The organism is Streptomyces sp. NBC_01450, from assembly GCF_036227505.1.
Lineage (GTDB): Bacteria > Actinomycetota > Actinomycetes > Streptomycetales > Streptomycetaceae > Streptomyces.
The window spans coordinates 151863-166998 of sequence record NZ_CP109482.1 but is presented as its reverse complement, the minus strand read 5'-3'; the positions used below and the strand labels follow the sequence as shown (position 1 = coordinate 166998).

Here is a 15136-nt window from a genome sequence, read left to right as displayed (position 1 = left end):
CGAGACGATCCGTTCAGCAGCCGGGCGCCACCGACGAGAGGACGAGGGAAACCAGCATGCGCAGGCACCTGGCACCGAGGGGAGTCGTCGTCGGCGTGCTGCTGCTGACCGCATGCCACACCGGCAGCCCGTCCGGCACGGCAGCCGCTGCACAGGGTGGTCCGGGCACCGGGGACCCGTACTTCCCGAACGACGGCAACGGCGGCTACGACGTCAGCCACTACGACGTGCGGGTGCGCTACGACCCGTCCCGGCGGGACCATCTCGACGGCGACACCATCATCACGGCCCAGGCGAGCGCGGTTCTGGGCACCTTCCACCTGGACCTGCGCGGCTTCGACGTGACCTCCGTGACCGTCGACGGAGAGGCCGCCGGGAGCGTCAAACGCGAAGGCGCACACGAACTGGTCGTTTCCCCTGCGCACACCATCGCCGAGAACGCGCGGTTCGCCGTACGCGTCCGCTATTCGGGCCGCCCCTCCAAGGAGGGCTGGCACACGCTCACCAGCGGTGGAGTGGTCGCCCTCGGTGAACCCCACGGGGCAACGTCCTGGTTCCCGTCGAACGACCACCCGTCGGACAAGGCCACCTTCCAACTCACCGCGACCGTCCCCGACGGCTGGACCGCGATCGGCAACGGAGGACGTGGAAGGACCACGACCGCGAACGGAAGAACGACCTTCCGCTGGCGTGAGGATCATCCGCTCGCGACCTACCTGGCCACCGTCGCCGTCGACAAGTTCACGGTGCGGAGTTCCAAGCTCTCCGACGGTACCCCGGTGATCAACGCCTACAGTCCGGACACTTTCGTGGACGATGAGACCGAGAAGCAACTTCAGGAGATCCACGACCTGTTGGTGAGCAAGTTCGGTCCGTACCCCTTCTCTTCGGCGGGCTCGACCGTCGTGGGGGAGCAGGTCGACGACAGCGGGCCCATCGACTTGGAGACGCAGAGCCGGCCCACCTACAACGGCGCGCTATTCGACTCCGCGATGGTGCACGAGATCGCCCACCAGTGGTTCGGTGACAGTGTCTCCTTCACCGACTGGCGCGATGGCTGCATAGCCGAATGCTTCGCGCAGTACGCCAATCAGTTGTGGGAGGAGCACAACGGAGCAGACCTGGACGAGGACTTCTACCGCAGCACGCTGGAAGACGGCGAGAAAGACGCCAAGTTCTGGAAGGTGCGCCTCTACGACCCCGGTAAAGGCGAGGAGTTGAACGAGGCGCTTTACGCCAGAGGATCACTCATGCTGCACGCGCTACGGCGCACGGTCGGCGACCGGGTGTTCTTCGCGACCCTGAAGCGGTGGACGAGGGACCATCGTTATGGAAACGCATCCTGGCCGCAATTCGAGAGCCTCACCAGTGAAATGGCTGGACGGAACCTGCACGGCTTCTTCCGTGCGTGGGCGCACAGTTCCACCGAACCTCCCGCCGAGTATCTCTATCCGGGAAGTCTGAAGAGGCACGTACCGTGAGCCGTGCTCTTTCGACGAATACCGGCAGAAAAGTCCGTGAAGTGACCGGGCGTTGTTAGAACGGGATCGTCCCCGCATACGTCGTGTGCAGTGAAAGACCTTCACTGGGCACGATGAATCGGGGATCACATGGGCACACTCACTCGCAGAGGAATACTCGGGCTCGGTGCGGCTGCCGCAGCCACCGCGGGGGTCGCGGGCTGCGGGGGGGAGAACCTTCCGTTCGGTACCCCCCCGGAGCCCGGGGTGAAGAACGGCCGGAGCGAGACTCTCAAGACGACCGCAAGTCCCATCGGTGACAATTCCACGTCGTTCACGGGAAAGCAGCCGCACCAGCCTGACGCCCCCCTGCCGCTGGAGCCGGGACAGACCCCGCCGCAGTTCGTGATCTTCTCCTGGGACGGCGCCGGTGAGGTGGGCAACGGCCTCTTCCCACGCTTCCTGGACCTCGCCCGGCAGCACGACGCCGGCATGACCTTTTTTCTGTCCGGGCTCTACCTGCTGCCCGAGTCGAAGAAGCGCCTCTATAACCCGCCGAACAACCCGCAGGGCGCCTCCGACATCGGCTACCTCACCGACGAGCACATCAAGGTCACCCTGAAGAACGTGCGCCGGGCGTGGCTGGAGGGGCACGAGATCGGGACCCACTTCAACGGCCACTTCTGCGGCGGCTCCGGCAGCGTCGGCAACTGGACGCCCCAGCAGTGGCGCAGCGAGATAGACCAGGCCAAGTCCTTCGTGAAGGAGTGGCGGACCAACACCGGCTGGAGCGAGCTGCCCGCGCTGCCCTTCGACTACGACAAGGAACTCGTCGGCGGCCGCACCCCCTGCCTCCTCGGCCAGGACAACCTGCTGCCCACTGCCCGTGCGCTCGGCTGGCGCTACGACGCCTCCTCGCCCGGCGGCACCCAGGTCTGGCCCGACAAGAAGCTCAGTGTCTGGGACTTCCCGCTCCAGCAGATGCCGTTCCCCGGGCACACCTTCGAAGTTCTCAGCATGGACTACAACGTGCTCGCCAACCAGTCGGTCAACTCGACCAACGCGCCCGCTTATAACTACCCTGCCTGGCGCGAACAGGCGGCTCAGGCCTACATCTCCGGATTCCAGCGGGCCTTCGAGACCAACCGCGCCCCCTTCTTCATCGGCAACCACTTCGAGCACTGGAACGGCGGCATCTACATGGACGCCGTGGAGCAGGCGTTCACGCACATCGCGCAGGAGAAGGAGAGTGGCTCGGACGTACGCCTCGTGTCCTTCCGGCAGTTCACCGACTGGATGGACGTGCAGAAGCCGGAGATCCTCGCCAAGCTGCGCATGCTCGGCGTCGGCCAGGAGCCGACCGGCGGCTGGAAGTCCTTCCTCGGTGACACCACCCCGACCTCGGACGACGCGACCTGAGGGGCCGTCAGCTCCAGGCGGGCCGTCCCGTGCTGAACACGCCGACCGTGTCGCGAAGGGTGCCCCGAAGGGGAGCCCATGAACCCGAAGCCGGGTCGGACGTGGCAGACCGGGCGGACCGCGGGTTCAACCCGGGTAGACCCGCGCCCCCGCACCGTGACGTCGGACGCGGAGCACCCAAGGAGGTAACCGGTGGACCGTCGGCTGAGATTCAGTGAGCTTCTTCAACTGCGCCCCGGCAGAGTGGCGGTGGGTCCGTCGTTGACGTCCGGTCGACCAGCAGGATCGAGCGCGATGACTGTGGTCGACACCTCAGCCGCATCACCCGATCGGTGGCCGATCTGAAGAAGCTCAGTGTGCTGGGCCCCGTCCGGGCCTGGCCTGGTCCCGAGGAGGCCGAGCTCGGCACGCCCCAGCAGCGGACGGTGCTCGCCGCCCTGCTCCTGGCCGAGAGCGCGCAGGTACGCACGGTCGAACTCGTCGACACCGTATGGGGTTGTTGAGTGCGTGGGCTTCTGACGCCATGTCGGGGCGTGGTGGGGGTCGGGTCTCGGGTCGGTGCTCAGGCTTCGGCGGGCAGGCCCGCGATGCCGGTGACCTGGTCCCAGATCGCGAAGCGGATGGTCATCTCGGCTCGGTAGCCGGAGGCGCTCATCAGATGGCGGTGGGGCCGGAAGTGCGGTGAGATGCCGCTGAACGCGGACAGGAACCGCTGGGCCCCGCCAGTACTCCGAAAGCCCTTCATCGCGCGTTCACGCTGCCTGGTGGGCTGATGACTGTTCTCCGCCCGGTTGTTCAGACCTTTGTGTGAGCGGTGTTCGACCGAGGGCATGACCTCGCGGTGGGCCGCGCCGTAGGAACGAAGCTTGTCCGTGACAACCACCCGGGGCACCGTACGAGTCTTCTTCAAAAGCTTGCGGAAGAACCGCCTGGCCGCGGCGGTGTCCCGCCGGTTCTGTACGAGGATGTCCAGGACGTTACCGTCGGCGTCCACGGCCCGCCACAGGTACTTCTGCTGTCCGTTGATCTTGATGAAGACCTCGTCCAGATGCCACTTGTCCCCGGCCCGGGGCTGCCTGCGGCGCAGCGCGCCTGCGTAGGCCTGCCCGAACTTGGCGCACCACCGCCGGACCGTCTCATACGAGACGACGACACCGCGCTCGAGCATCAACTCCTCGACCTCGCGGAAGCTGAACGGGAAGCGGTGGTAGAGCCACACGCAGTGGGCGATGATTTCCGCCGGGTACCGGTGCCCCTTGTACGACGGCGGCGCGCTGCCCACGAACGACCCCTCCCCGCGTGATCGACCAGAAGATCATCCCACCGGATCAGTCAACGTGACAGTGCCGTCGGGGTCCTTCGCGTGCGCCAGGCGCCGCACGGTGTTGCGGGCCAGGCCCAGCCGTCGGGCTATGACACGCAGAGCGATGCCCTCCTTCAGGAGGCCATGGACGGTGGCATGTTGTTCACGGACACGGTCCGACAAACGCCCGAGCGCCGCGGTCCGGCAGTGTCCGGCGGCAGGCCCAGGGCTGGCGACGGGGCCGGCGTGCTGGTCGCAGGCTCGGGCAGCAAGGCACGGTGGTGGACGACGGTCTTCTCGACTGCTTCGGCGAGGTTGTGCCAGAGAGTACTGGTGGGCCGTCGGCGAGGTGCCTGCTGAGCAGGCCCTTTTCCAACGGCCCCCAGCCCGAACGACGCATGCGACTTGTCACCGCACGTCGCTCTCCAGTGACTACTCCGTGGGTGCTGAGCCAGGGTTCTTGCCGTGGATGTCCGCGTGACAAGTCCCGCAGACCACAAGGGCTTTGCGGTGCTTCGCGGCCATGAGATCTGCCCACGGCGGCCGGTGCCCGGATCTTCCGAGGTCTGCGAGCTTGGCGACGTGGTGAACTTCCACCTCGTCGACGCGCCCACATGCCTCGCATCGTCCCGCGAGGAGCCGGGTGACCAGCTCCTTGCGTTTGATGTTGACCGGGGCCAGCTGGCGATCGGTGACAACCACCTTCTTGTCCTGCCTCAGCGGAATCCCGCCGAACCGTCCGACCAGGGGCTTCCTGCCGGGTTGTTCAACGCGGGCGCGGTCCGTGCGGTGTCTCGATGGTGGCCGCGTACTTGCGGGCCATCTTTGAGAACGACGAACGGTGCTTGTTGGCCAGTGTCATCAACATCGAGGCCGACATGGCCCATTGCAGCCGGGCGAGTCGAAAGACGTCGCCGGCCAGCAGGTAGTACTGGACGATGCCGCGGTACTCGGACCCGTACGTGCTGATGATGACGTGATCGTCCTGGTTCAGCAGTTGGGGTCGACGCGCGGGTTTGCCGCGCTTCATGTACTGGGCCTGCTTGGCAACTACCACCGAACGGGGGACACGCAGACCGATCGTCCCATTGACAGACCGACGCCTGCCGGAGAATTTGCGGTCGTTGTGGTGCACGGTGATGTCATACCCGAGGAACCTCGCCGCCCCGGTACGGGCGTGCGTGATGAGCGTCTTCTCCGGCGACAATTCCAACTTGAGTTCATCACGCAGGAATTGCGCCAGAACGCTCCTTGATTTCCTCGGCCTCTGCCTTTGGTCCGGCGAACCCGAGCAGGGTGTCATCTGCGTAGCGCACATACCTCAGCCGCCGATACCCAGGGTCCTGGGTATCCACGCTGGGCATGCTGTGGAGCTGCTTGCGTAACTCCCGCACCTTGGCGCGATCGCCGCGCTTTCGGGCGCTCCCTATAGCCGCCCACACCCTGTGAAAGGCGCGGTTCGGCTTCCTGACTCTTCCCCGGGTGTATTTATGGATCAGAACCTTCTCGACGTACTCATCCATCTTGTGCAGGTAAATATTTGAGAGGATGGGTGAAACAACTCCACCCTGCGGGCTACCGCTGTGCGTGGCGTTCCAGATCCAGTCCTCCATGTATCCGGCTTTGAGCATGTTCCGCATGAGCCGCAGGAACCGGTTATCGTGGATTTTCTCGCCCAGAATCCGGAGCATGACCGTGGTCAAGCCGGTCGAAGCACCGGGAAATATCACCCTCGATAAACCAGATCGACCCCGTCCAGGTGTGAGCCACCTCGCGCAGTGCGGTATCAGGGCTCCGTCAAGTTCCGTGCTTGCGTGGAGGGTTGACGATCAGGCCGGTAGGGGCGGATAGCAGAGCAGGCACGGGGGTTCGTGATCATTGTGGTGTCGAAGCCAGATGATCACGAGGATGTCCCGTGCCTGCTGTTGCATCTTCCCCCATCCCTGCCGTGCTGGAGAAGCTGGGGCCGCTGGATGCGGACCGGATCGCTGACCTGCGTCCCTACCTTGAATCGGTTCCGGATCCGCGCTCACGCCGGGGCCGGTGGTACTCGCTGACGGCGATCTTGCTGGTGTGTGCCTGCGCGGCTGTCTGCGGCGCGAAGAGCATCGACGAGCTCGCCGAGTTCGGCGAGCGGGCCACGAACTCGCTGCTGGCATCCCTTGGAGTACGCCGTCACCTGCTCGGCTGGCGGCGCAGCCCCAAGCCGGTCACTCTCGGACGCGTCCTTCAGGCACTTGACGGCGACGCCCTGGACCATGCTGTGGGCGCCTACCTGGCCGGCCGGCACCGCATCACCGCGTCCGCGGACGTGCCCGAGACCCGATCGCGGCAGGTCATCGCCGTGGACGGCAAGGCCCTCAAGGGCTCAGCCCGCCTGGCCGCGCCGCGCCGTCACCTGCTCTCGGCGGTCACCCACGACCGCGTCGCCACGATTGCCCAGGTCGAAGTCGGTGCGAAGACCAACGAAGTGCGCCACTTCAAACCCCTGCTGGCACCGCTCGACCTCGCCGACACCGTCGTCACCTTCGATGCCCTCCACTCGGTGAAGGCCAACATCACCTGGCTGGTCGAGACGAAGAAGGCCCACTACATCGCCGTCATCAAGACCAACCAGCCCACCGCCTACGCCCAGCTCGCCGCCCTGCCCTGGACCTCGATCAAGGTCCAGCACACCGCCTCCGCCACCGCCCACGGCCGCCGCGAGTCCCGCTCGATCAAAACCTGCGCTATCGCCGACAACCTCGGCGGCATCGCTTTCCCCCACGCCCACCTCGCCATCCGGGTCCACCGCCGCCGCAAGCCCACCGGCCGGCCCGAAACCCGCGAGAACGTCTACGCGGTCACCAGCCTCGCCGCCCGTCAAACCCGCCCCGCCGACCTCGCCGCCGCCATCCGCGGGCACTGGGGAATCGAAAATTCCTCCCACTACATCAGAGATGTCACGTTCGCCGAGGACGCCTCGACCATTCACACCGGCACCGCACCCCGCGCCATGGCCACCATCCGCAACCTCGCCATCGGCACCCTGAAGACCCTCGGAGCCGACAACATCGCCAAGACCACCCGCGCCATCCGCCACGAACCCGAACGAGCACTCGCCATCCTGGGCATCACCAACAACCCAGACACTCACGGAACTTGATCAAGCCCTGGTGCGGTATGACAACCCCGGCGGGGACGGAAACCGTGAGAGGAATCAGAGAACGTCGGCTCGTAATACGCCTCAAGAAGCAGACGGATCACCTCGCCAACGAGCTTGTCACTCCATGGGGGCAGGCCGAGCGGCCGCAGCTGTGAACTGCCCCGCCCCTTCGGGATGTAGACCCTTCTGGCTGGGCTCCACCGGTACCGCTCGTGGCGCAGCGCGTCGATGACGTGCTCGATCTTGCCCAGCGACATGCCATCCACGGTCTCCCCGGTGACCCCGGGCGTCATCGCTCCCTTGTTGGAGTACAAACGCCCATAGGCCAGCAGATACAACTGCGGATTGAATAGCTGTCGGTACAGTTCGTTGCACGGCAAGCTTCGCCTGCCGCGTCCACGGAGGACACCCAGCACTGTTTCGGCGTTCTGCATTTCGCATACCTCCCATTTCTGCGGTGTCCAATCACCTGGCCCCCTTCGCCCGATGCGAACGGCTTTCCCGTTCTCCTTGGCCGGTCGTGACTCCGGCGACTACTACGGAGCCTCCGTCGCCATAGGAAGATCTCCTCCCGTAGGCGATCCCATGTTCGTCCTTGTCGTACGTACTAGCGTGACATAGGCGCCCCACTCATACCCTTGAATGCCCTCATTAGGCATCGCTCCGTTCCCCGAAGGTTGTCTCGGGTCTGGCATTAACCCAGGACAGGAAACGGCACCGGTTTCAGACGTCTTTCCGGTGGATTCGACCTTCAATCTTCTGGGTATTGGGGTTCAGGAAATCCAGCGCAGGGTAGGCCGCGCGGCGAGGTATCTGGAGTTCAGACCCTTTTCCACGCGACCCCCCACCGAACCGGACGTGCCCCGTTAAAGGCATCCGGCTCTCCAGTGACTACTCCGTGGGTTTCGCGACTTGCGAGTCAGTATGGATATCGTCGTGACAGTTCTGGCAGACCACAAGGGACTTGCGGCGCCGCTTCGCCATGATTGATGCCCACGCCGGCCTGTCCGGCTGACCGAGCTTGTCGAGATCCGAGAGTTTTCGGATGTGGTGAACTTGAACCTTCCCCGACCGCTCACAGATCTCGCACCTCCCCGCAAGGAGTCTGGTGACCAATTCCTTGGGACCAACTGCTCGATCTGGTTTACGGTCTTCGAGGACCGCTGTCTTCTGCCACCGAAGTGGTATGCCACCGTACCGTGCTACCAGTGGTTTCCTGCCACCACTGCGTTCAACGGTCGCTTCGAAGCACGTGCGCAACCCGTATGGAGTTTCGACCTTGGCCTTATACTTGGCCGCCGTCTTCGATACGGTCGAGCGGTGCTTGCCCGCAAGCGTCTTTAGCAGCGATGTCTCCATGACCCAGTTCAGCCGATTCAGCCGATAGACGTCACTGGCCAACAGGTAGTACTGTGCCAACCCGCGATATTCGGCCCCGAAGATAGAGACGATGGTGTAATCGTCCATGTTCATCAAAGGGGTCCTGCGTGCGGGTTTCCCGCGTTTCATATAGGAGGCACATTTAGCCTTGATCACCGCGACTGGCACCCGCAACTTGACGGTCGCGTTGCTTGACCGTTGGCCATTGCTGATCGCCTTGTCGTTCTGCTGAACGGTGATCTCGTAACCGAGGAATCTTGCCGCGCCGGTTCTGGCGTGAGTGATCAATGTTTTCTCCTCGGACAGCTCCAGTTTGAGTTCGTCACGCAGGAACTGCCCGAGGCGTTGCTTGATCTCCTCGGCTTCGGCTTTCGGTCCGGTGAAACCGAGCAAGGTGTCGTCGGCGTACCGCACATAGCGCAACCGCCGGTAGCGAGGATCGTTGAGATCCTTGCTCGGCATACTGCGTAGCTCTTTACGTAGCGATCGCGCCTCGGCACGGTCACCACGCACCCGAGCTAGCGTGAGTGCTTTCTGAACCTTACGATAGGCGGGATTCTTAACTCGTTCCGCCCCTCGGTCATATTCGGGTATCAGAACCTTTTCGACAAAGTTGTCCAACCGGTGCAGATAAATGTTGGAGAGCGTGGGAGAGAGAACACCGCCTTGTGGTGCCCCGGAGAGCGTGGCGTTCCATACCCAGTCCTCCAAGTATCCGGCCTGAAGCATGTTGCGCAATAGCCGCAGAAACCGGCGATCGTGGACTTTCTCAGATAACGTCGAGAGCATGACCTCATGGTCAAGCGACCCGAAGCAGTCGGAGATATCGCCCTCAATCAGCCAGGTCGTACCCGTCCAGGTATTAGCCACCTCGCGCAGCGCGGTGTGGCAGCCCCGACGGGCACGGAACCCATGGGACCGATCGGAAAACTGGGGGTCATAATATGCCTCCAATAGGAGACGCATCACCTCTCCAACCAGCTTATCCGTCCAGCCAGGCAATCCGAGGGGTCTGAGTTTCCCGTTTTTCTTCGGGATCATGACTCTCTTGACCGGACTGAATCGATAGCGCTCGTGGCGCATCGCATCGATAATGCGCTCGATCTTGTCCAGCGACATGCCGTCCACGGTATCTGCCGAGACTCCAGGCGTCATCGCTCCCTTGTTGGAGTAGATACGCCCGTAAGCCATGAGATACAGCTGCGGATTGAACATCTGTCGGTACAGTTCATTACATGGCAGGCCGTGCCTGCCGCGTTCACGGAGGACACCCAGCACTGTTTCGGCGCTCTGCAATTTCGCATACCTCCCAGGTCTTCGAGTGTCCGATCACCTGACCCCCTTCGCCCTCATTCCGGCTTTCCCGGACTTCATGACCGGTCGTTACTCCGGCGACTACTATGGGGTCTCCGTCACCATAGGATTCGCATCCCTTAGGTGATCCCGCGTTCATCTCTGTCGTACGTACTAACGCAACTTAGGTGCCCCACTCATCTCCTTGAATGCCCTCACTGGGCATCGCTCCACGTTCCGGAGGTTGCAACGGCCGCGAAAGAAATGCCGATGCAGGACGTGGCGCCGGTTCCAGACGTCTTTCCGGCGGATGGATATTTGCATCTCCTGGAGATTGGGATTCAGGCAGTCTAGCTTTCACCGTATTGCGTGAATCGCTCGGCGCACTGCTCCTAACGTCTGGACACAGTCGCCGATTTCCTGGCATGCTCTTGTCCCTCTCACCCTTTCAGGCTGAGGTAAGCCATTCGATTCAAGAACGTTCCTCCGAGTCCTTCCCGGCTGAGCCGGGGATACAACAGAGCGCCTCGCGGCGCAATTTCGCCGTATCACGCGGGTCCCGCGACGCACCGTCTCTGACGTCTGAACCCGGCCGTCGCTTTTCTGGCATGCTATTTTCCCCATCGCCGTTTCCGGATTGGGTAAGCCATCAGACCCAGGAACCTCCCTCCGAGTTCCTCCCGATTGAAACCGGGGATACGACAAGGCGCCTCATGGCGCACTGCCACCTGTCTGCCACGTGGATCGCGTCGGGGGCGCCGAGCCGTCCGGCCTCGGCATATGTGCCGGAGCGATCCCGACAGATCACTTCGACGCCAGGGTGATCTGTCAGCCAGCGGGCGACGGTTTCGACCTTGCGGTCGGGCAGCAGGTCGACGGGACGGCGCGTCTCGATGTCCACCAAGATCGTGGCGTAGACATGGCCCTTGCGTAGAGCGAACTCATCCACTCCCAGCACGCGGGGCGTCGGCGATGCGGTCTCGGGCAGGCCTCGTATCAGCCGTAACAGCGTGGACCGGCTCACCGGGACGGCAAAAACATCAGCGAGCCGGGCGCCGGCTCGACCGGCCAGCATGAGCGCTACGTGCCGCAGAGCCGTGTGCAGTCTCTGGCTCCGCCGCCTGTATCGGAAGGTCAGGCCAGGCACTTGCTCGACGAACGTCGCCTTGGAGCAGGCCTGTTGGTGGCAGCGGAACCGGCGCACCTGTAACTCGATGATCACGCGACGTTGACCAGTTGCAGTGTCGTCCAGGCGGCGTACGTACCGACTGTGTACCCGTGTCGAGCTGGTCCCGCAGCCCGGACATGGCGCTCGGCCGGACCTCGCGGCGGCTTGGACGGTCACCAACTCGCCGCGGACGGCGATGGCGTCGAGCACGACGTCATCAGCGTGGTGGAACCAAAGGTCTTGGAGGAGCGCGTCAGTCACGAGGGTTCATGATCTCGGTTTCGGTGACCCTCCGTGGCCCTGGCACGGAAAGGGATCCAGAACCAACATCGGGCCGTCGTTGACCTACGATCTACCAGCAGGATCGAGCGTGAGGACTGTGGTCGGCACTCCTGCCGCGTCACCCGATCGGTGGTCGATATGAAGAGGCTCAGCAATACTATGACCTACATGCCTGGTTACATTAAGCGCATCAACCCCGACACTCTGCACGCCACTCCCGGCTATCACCACATCGTTGTCGTGCAAGCCGGTCGCACCGCACACCTCGCCGGACAGTGCCCCCTCGACCTGGCGGGCAATTTGGTCGGCCCCGGTGACGTACTTGCCCAAACTGACCAGGTGGCCGCCAACGCGCTGGCCGCACTTGCTGCCGTCAACGCGGGTCCCGAGCAGGTCGTACGGGCTGTGATCTATGTCGTCACCGGGGAGCCCGGCATCCTTGGCGAGGTCTCGAAACGGCTCCGAGCCTCGTCCCTCGCACCCGCCTTCAACGGAGCGAGCACCCTACTGGGCGTCGCGCAGCTCGGCTATTCCGGGCAACTCGTCGAGGTTGAACTCTCCGCTGCGTTGGAAGGCTGACACTGAGCCTCTTCCAGCCTGGCATCTGCGCAGGTCAGACCTCTGTCGCGTATGTGAGGCGGCAGGGTCTGTACGCTCACCGGTGTAATTGATGATCATGGAAGAGACATCAAGTGACTGACACCGTGACCGAGTTCGTGGCCGCCGCTGACCAGGCGGATCCGTCGCCGGAGGCCGCGACGGTCGAGCAGAAACTGATCGACCAGCTCGTCGAGCAGGCCCGCGGCAAGGGGCTGCAGCTGACCGGCGAGGGCGGGCTGCTGCAGCAGCTGACCAAGGCGGTTCTGGAGTCCGCCCTGGAGGGCGAGATCACCGACCATCTCGGCTATGACAAGCACGACCCGGCGGGCAAGGACGGCGGCAACTCCCGTAACGGCACCCGGTCCAAGACGGTGCTGACGGACATCGGGCCGGTCGAGATCGACGTGCCTCGCGACCGGGAGGGCTCCTTCGAGCCGGCCATCGTCAAGAAGCGGCAGCGCCGGCTGACCGGCGTGGACGAGATGGTGCTCTCGCTGTCCGCGAAGGGGCTTACGCACGGGGAGATCTCCGCGCACCTTGGCCGAGGTCTACGGCGCGGACGTGTCCAAGACGACCATCAGCACGATCACCGACTCAAGGTGATGGATGGCATGGCGGAATGGCAGAACCGGCCGCTCGATGGACTTCAAGATCCGGGAGAACCGGAAGCCTCAGGGGGCAGGGCGGTTGCAAGTTCCGGGGTCGTGCGGCTGGTCGGGTTGTGACCGGTTGGGGCGCATAACAAGGCAGGCACGGGCTTCGTGATCATTGTGGTGTCTAAGACCGACCGGCAAATGGATCACTTGAGGCGTCGGGTGGTGGGGCGGCCGTCCCAGCGATAGCGGCTCGTCGAGCGTCGGATGAGCATGCGGAGCGTGACGAAAGCGGCGGCGAGGTAGAGGTAGAAGTCCACGGCGCTGCCGTCCTTCTCGGTGCAGCGCCGCAGCTTGCCGTAGCCGTTCATCCACGAGTGTGAACGCTCGACCACCCACCGCTTGCCGGCCTGGATCGGTGCGGGCACGCCCTTGCGGGCGATCTCGCCGGTGAAGCCGAACTCGTCGAGCAAGGCACGGGTCCTGGCGCTGTCGTAGCCGCGGTCGAGATTGATGTTCACTTGCTCTGGGAGCGCTCCTACCTGGGCTTTCGTTGCTCCGAGGGTGGGGCCGAGGAGCGGTGAGTCGTGCCGGTTGGCGCCTGCGGAGACGATCCCGAGAGGGACCCCGGCCGCGTCGGAGGCCACCGATCGCTTCAGCCCCTGCTTGCCCCGGTCGACCGGGGAGCGTCCGGCTTTCTCGCCACCCGAGGGAGCTTTCGTGATGCAGCCGTCCACGGAGATCTCGGCCAGTCCGAGGCCGATCATCCGGTCGTACGCCTGGAGCGCCAGGGCGTGGACCTGCTCTGATATGCCCATCTGTGACCAGAGTTTGACGCGGCGTCGGATGGTGCGGTCCGAGCAGCCCTGACTGGCGATCCGCTCGTATCCGGTGCCGTGGACCAGGGCCCGCACGATGTGCTCGAAGACGATCCGGTCCGGGACCCGGCGACGGTGACAGCCCAGCGGGTGAGTCGGCGCATAGTCATCGCGCGCGGGCAGCAGGGCGGCGAACTGGTCCCACAGGGGTTCGAGCAGGCAAGATGGCACAGCAGGCACGGGCCCTCCGGTGATCACTGAGCGTAGAGAACTCCATGATCACTCAGGCCCGTGCCTGTCTCGTGCCCAGAGCGACCAGCCACCGGCAGGCATCACCAATTGCCGGTCGGTCTAAGCCAGATGATCATGAGGTGGCCCGTGCCTGCTGCTGCATCCTCTCCCGTACCTGCCGTGCTGGTGAAACTGGGCCCGCTGGACAGCGGCCGGATCGCCGACCTGCGCCCCTACTTCGACTCGGTGCCCGACCCGCGCGCACGGCGGGGCCGGTGGTACTCACTCACAGCGATCCTGCTGGTGTGCGCCTGCGCGGCTGTCTCGGGAGCCAGGAGCATCGACGAACTCGCCGAGTGGGGCCAGCGTGCCTCGACGGCACTCCTGGCAGTGATCGGGATCCGGCGCCACCTGCTCAGATGGCGGCGCACTCCGTCACCGGCCACGATCGGCCGTGTGCTGGGGGCTGTTGACGGTGACGCCCTGGACCGGGCGGTCGGCGCCTACCTGGCCGACCGGCACCGCGCCGCCACCGAACCCGCCCAGGCTTCGTCGCCCTCCGGGTTCGGGCCGTCGCGTGTGATCGCTGTCGTCGGCAAGGCACTCAAGGGATCAGCCCGTCTCACTGCGACGCGCCGACATCTGCTCTCCGCGGTCACCCACGGCACCGTCGTGACCCTTGCCCAGGTAGAAGTCGGCGCGAAGACGAAGAAACCACACACTTCTGTCCACTGCTGGCACCGCTGGACCTGACCCGCACCGTCGTCACCTTCGACGCCCTGCACTCGGTCAAGTCGAACATCTCCTGGCTGGTCGAGACCAAGAAGGCCCACTACATCGCCGTGATCAAGACCAACCAGCCCACCGCCCACGCCCAACTCGCCGCCCTGCCCTGGCAGTCCATCGCAGTCCAGCACACCGCCTCCGGGGCTGGACACGGACGCCGCGAGTCCCGCTCAATCAAGACCTGCTCGATCGCCGACAAACTCGGCGGAATCGCCTTTCCCCACGCCCGCCTGGCCATCCGCATCCACCGCCGCCGCAAGCAGACCGGCCGGCGTGAGACCCGTGAGAGTGTCTACGCCGTCACAAATCTCGACGCCCACCAAGCCGGTCCCGCCGATCTGGCCGCCGCGATCCGCGGGCACTGGGGCGTGGAGAACTCCTCGCACCACATCAGGGATGTCACCTTCGCCGAGGACGCCTCCACCGTCCACGCCGGAACCGCACCACGGGCCATGGCGACCCTCCGCAACCACGCCATCGGCGCGCTGAAAACCCTCGGAGCCGACAACATCGCCAAGACCACCCGGGCAATCCGCGACGAGCCCCAACGAGCACTCCCCATCCTGGGCATCACCAACAATCCGGACGCCCACGGAACTTGATCAAGCCCTGCTCAGGGGGCGAAGAGGCTCACCGCGGAACGGGCGGCATACTTCCA

At 64.5% G+C, this 15136-nt stretch carries 13 protein-coding genes and 2 pseudogenes; 8 read left to right on the top strand and 7 right to left on the bottom strand.

All coding sequences use genetic code 11. From position 1 onward, the window contains the following. The first annotated feature begins 56 nt into the window (after positions 1-56). The 3 genes from OG568_RS60165 to OG568_RS60155 all read left to right on the top strand — a co-directional run bounded on the left by OG568_RS60165 (position 57) and on the right by OG568_RS60155 (position 3382). Complete coding sequence (locus OG568_RS60165) at positions 57-1481, top strand: M1 family metallopeptidase (protein WP_329538428.1); 1425 nt, start codon at positions 57-59, stop codon at positions 1479-1481. Between the two features lie 129 nt (positions 1482-1610). After that, on the top strand, positions 1611-2879 hold the full coding sequence (locus OG568_RS60160) for a hypothetical protein (RefSeq protein ID WP_329538427.1): 1269 nt from the start codon (positions 1611-1613) through the stop codon (positions 2877-2879). A gap of 332 nt (positions 2880-3211) precedes the next feature. Further along, entirely contained in the window at positions 3212-3382 is a 171-nt protein-coding gene (locus tag OG568_RS60155; RefSeq protein ID WP_329538426.1) for a hypothetical protein, read from the top strand. 59 nt (positions 3383-3441) lie between these two features. Here OG568_RS60155 and OG568_RS60150 read toward each other — a convergent pair whose 3' ends face one another. The 3 genes and pseudogenes from OG568_RS60150 to OG568_RS60145 all read right to left on the bottom strand — a co-directional run. After that, on the bottom strand, positions 3442-4161 hold the full coding sequence (locus OG568_RS60150) for an IS6 family transposase (RefSeq protein ID WP_329538425.1): 720 nt from the start codon (positions 4159-4161) through the stop codon (positions 3442-3444). Between the two features lie 33 nt (positions 4162-4194). Next, positions 4195-4365: a hypothetical protein gene (locus tag OG568_RS62060; protein ID WP_443078006.1), complete on the bottom strand. Its 171-nt coding sequence runs from the start codon at positions 4363-4365 to the stop codon at positions 4195-4197. A 249-nt stretch (positions 4366-4614) separates the two neighbouring features. Further along, positions 4615-5979: pseudogene (locus tag OG568_RS60145) on the bottom strand (reverse transcriptase domain-containing protein); the annotation flags it as partial. A 151-nt stretch (positions 5980-6130) separates the two neighbouring features. Between OG568_RS60145 and OG568_RS60140 the strand changes: the two are divergent. After that, entirely contained in the window at positions 6131-7327 is a 1197-nt protein-coding gene (locus tag OG568_RS60140) for an ISAs1 family transposase (RefSeq protein WP_329538424.1), read from the top strand. An 11-nt stretch (positions 7328-7338) separates the two neighbouring features. On the opposite strand, the pseudogene OG568_RS60135 reads toward OG568_RS60140, so the two are convergent. From OG568_RS60135 to OG568_RS60125, 3 genes and pseudogenes are all read right to left on the bottom strand, one after another. Then, positions 7339-7761, bottom strand: a pseudogene (locus OG568_RS60135) (reverse transcriptase/maturase family protein); the annotation flags it as partial. Positions 7762-8218: 457 nt separating this feature from the next. Then, positions 8219-10003: a reverse transcriptase/maturase family protein gene (locus OG568_RS60130; RefSeq protein ID WP_329536215.1), complete on the bottom strand. Its 1785-nt coding sequence runs from the start codon at positions 10001-10003 to the stop codon at positions 8219-8221. Between the two features lie 646 nt (positions 10004-10649). After that, positions 10650-11345: an ISL3 family transposase gene (locus OG568_RS60125; protein WP_329538563.1), complete on the bottom strand. Its 696-nt coding sequence runs from the start codon at positions 11343-11345 to the stop codon at positions 10650-10652. A 273-nt stretch (positions 11346-11618) separates the two neighbouring features. Between OG568_RS60125 and OG568_RS60120 the strand changes: the two genes are divergently transcribed. Continuing rightward, on the top strand, positions 11619-12029 hold the full coding sequence (locus OG568_RS60120) for a RidA family protein (protein ID WP_329538423.1): 411 nt from the start codon (positions 11619-11621) through the stop codon (positions 12027-12029). Between the two features lie 113 nt (positions 12030-12142). Continuing rightward, positions 12143-12775, top strand: a complete 633-nt coding sequence (locus OG568_RS60115; protein WP_329538422.1) for a transposase — start codon at positions 12143-12145, stop codon at positions 12773-12775. A gap of 74 nt (positions 12776-12849) precedes the next feature. Here OG568_RS60115 and OG568_RS60110 read toward each other — a convergent pair whose 3' ends face one another. Then, positions 12850-13701 (bottom strand): IS5 family transposase, encoded by an 852-nt coding sequence (locus tag OG568_RS60110; RefSeq protein ID WP_329538358.1) that lies wholly within the window; start codon positions 13699-13701, stop codon positions 12850-12852. A 171-nt stretch (positions 13702-13872) separates the two neighbouring features. On the opposite strand from OG568_RS60110, the gene OG568_RS60105 reads away from it, so the two are divergent. Together OG568_RS60105 and OG568_RS60100 are read left to right on the top strand one after the other, a co-directional pair. Then, entirely contained in the window at positions 13873-14445 is a 573-nt protein-coding gene (locus OG568_RS60105; protein WP_329538421.1) for a transposase family protein, read from the top strand. Continuing rightward, positions 14424-15080: an ISAs1 family transposase gene (locus OG568_RS60100; protein ID WP_329538562.1), complete on the top strand. Its 657-nt coding sequence runs from the start codon at positions 14424-14426 to the stop codon at positions 15078-15080. The genes OG568_RS60105 and OG568_RS60100 overlap by 22 nt, the downstream gene beginning before the upstream one ends. The last annotated feature ends 56 nt before the right edge of the window (positions 15081-15136 follow it).

Excerpts from the sequence above, each read along its gene's own strand:
- OG568_RS60165 (WP_329538428.1), top strand. The coding sequence starts at position 57 with ATGCGCAGGCACCTGGCACCGAGGGGAGTCGTCGTCGGCGTGCTGCTG.
- OG568_RS60160 (WP_329538427.1), top strand. The coding sequence starts at position 1,611 with ATGGGCACACTCACTCGCAGAGGAATACTCGGGCTCGGTGCGGCTGCC.
- OG568_RS60120 (WP_329538423.1), top strand. The coding sequence starts at position 11,619 with ATGCCTGGTTACATTAAGCGCATCAACCCCGACACTCTGCACGCCACT.